Origin of the sequence: Desulfovibrio sp. 1214_IL3152 (assembly GCF_036763055.1) — a bacterium.
Classification (GTDB): Bacteria; Desulfobacterota; Desulfovibrionia; order Desulfovibrionales; family Desulfovibrionaceae; genus Desulfovibrio.
Map to the genome: position 1 here is coordinate 1 of NZ_JBAIYW010000338.1, position 1,642 is coordinate 1,642.

The following is a 1,642-nucleotide window of genomic DNA, read 5'->3' on the forward strand; positions in this document are numbered from 1 at the left end:
TGGCGCACCGCAGGCCGCTGCTGGTGACGGCGGCAACGGAACCGCCGACGGGAGGCCCGCATGAGCCTTTTGCGCTTGCAGGAAATGACCAAGGTTTTCGGCGGCCTTGTGGCTGTCAACGATCTGACCTTCAATGTTGACGCAGGCAGCGTTGTGGGCCTTATCGGTCCCAACGGGGCGGGCAAGACCACGGTTTTCAACTGCATTACCGGCAACTATACACCTGAAAAAGGCCGCATCTTCTTTGACGGCGAGCCTATTGCCGGTCTGCGGCCCCACCGCGTGGTGGAGCTTGGCATTGCCCGTACCTTTCAGAGCATTCGCCTGTTCGGCAAGCTTTCCGTGCTGGAAAATGTTCTGGCCGGGCGTCACTGCCGCATGAAGGCGGGCATGCTGTCGTGCATGCTGCATCTGCCCCGGCAGCGCAGTGAAGAGCGTGCCGCCGTGGCGCGCTGTATGGAAGAACTGCGTTTTGTGGGGCTGGCCGACAGCCATGCCGAAGCCGCCGGGGGGCTTTCTTACGGCAACCAGCGGCTGCTTGAAATCGCCCGCGCACTGGCGTCCGACCCGCGCCTGCTCATTCTGGACGAGCCTGCCGGAGGCATGAATGATCAGGAAACTGTGGCTCTTGTAGACACCATAGCGGCCATTCGTGACAGGGGTATTACGGTGCTGCTGATCGAGCATGATATGCGGCTGGTCATGAAAATCTGTGAAAAACTGGTGGTGCTGGAACACGGCACCATGATAGCCCAGGGCGAGCCGGAGGCCGTGCGCCGCAATCCGGCGGTGGTGGAAGCCTACCTGGGCGTAGAAGACGAGAAGTGGTAAGCCATGTGCCTGTTGCAACTTTCTGACATACGGGTGAGCTACGGCAGCGTCGAGGTGCTGCACGGCATTAACCTGCGGGTGGAAGAGGGCGAGATAGTCACCATCCTCGGGGCTAACGGCGCGGGCAAAAGCACCACCCTGCTGTCCATCAGCGGGCTGGTGCGGCCCACTTCGGGCGAAATTCTTTTTGAAGGACAAAATCTTCTGCGGCTGCCGAGCCACAAGGTTGTGGGGCTGGGCATTGCGCAGTCGCCCGAGGGGCGGCGCGTTTTCGGCGTCATGAGCGTGCTTGAAAACCTTCGTCTGGGCGCTTTTTGCATTGAAGACAAAGCCCGCAGCGAGCGTACCCTGGAATGGATATTCGACCTTTTTCCGCGCCTGCTTGAGCGCAAGGATCAGCTTGCGGGGACGCTTTCGGGCGGCGAGCAGCAGATGCTCGCCATTGGCCGCGCCCTGATGGCCGAACCGCGCCTGCTGCTGCTGGACGAACCTTCTCTTGGTCTGGCGCCGCTTTTGGTACGCTCCATTTTTGAAACGGTGCGGGCCATCAACAAGCGCGGCGTCACCGTGCTGCTGGTGGAACAGAACGCCCGTGCGGCCCTCAAGCTGGCATCACGCGGCTACGTGCTGGAAGTGGGCAAGGTGGTTATGGAAGACCAGGCCCGCAGCCTGCTGAACAATGCCAGCGTGCGGGAAGCCTATCTGGGCGGCTAGGGCAACTTCACTTTGAATCTGCTCCGGGAGCGTTCCGGCAGCAGCCTTCCGCCGCTGCCGGGTGCAAGCCCGTATCCTGCGCGCGGCGAGGAACATC

Annotated in this window: 2 protein-coding genes; both read left to right on the top strand. The window is 61.6% G+C overall.

Going from position 1 to position 1,642, the window contains the following annotated elements:
• Positions 1-60 precede the first annotated feature (60 nt).
• Entirely contained in the window at positions 61-831 is a 771-nt protein-coding gene (locus V6C07_RS07320; RefSeq protein WP_333535706.1) for an ABC transporter ATP-binding protein, read from the top strand.
• A gap of 3 nt (positions 832-834) precedes the next feature.
• A complete protein-coding gene (locus V6C07_RS07325; protein WP_333535707.1) occupies positions 835-1,545 on the top strand; it encodes an ABC transporter ATP-binding protein in 711 nt (236 codons plus the stop codon).
• Positions 1,546-1,642: the final 97 nt, after the last annotated feature.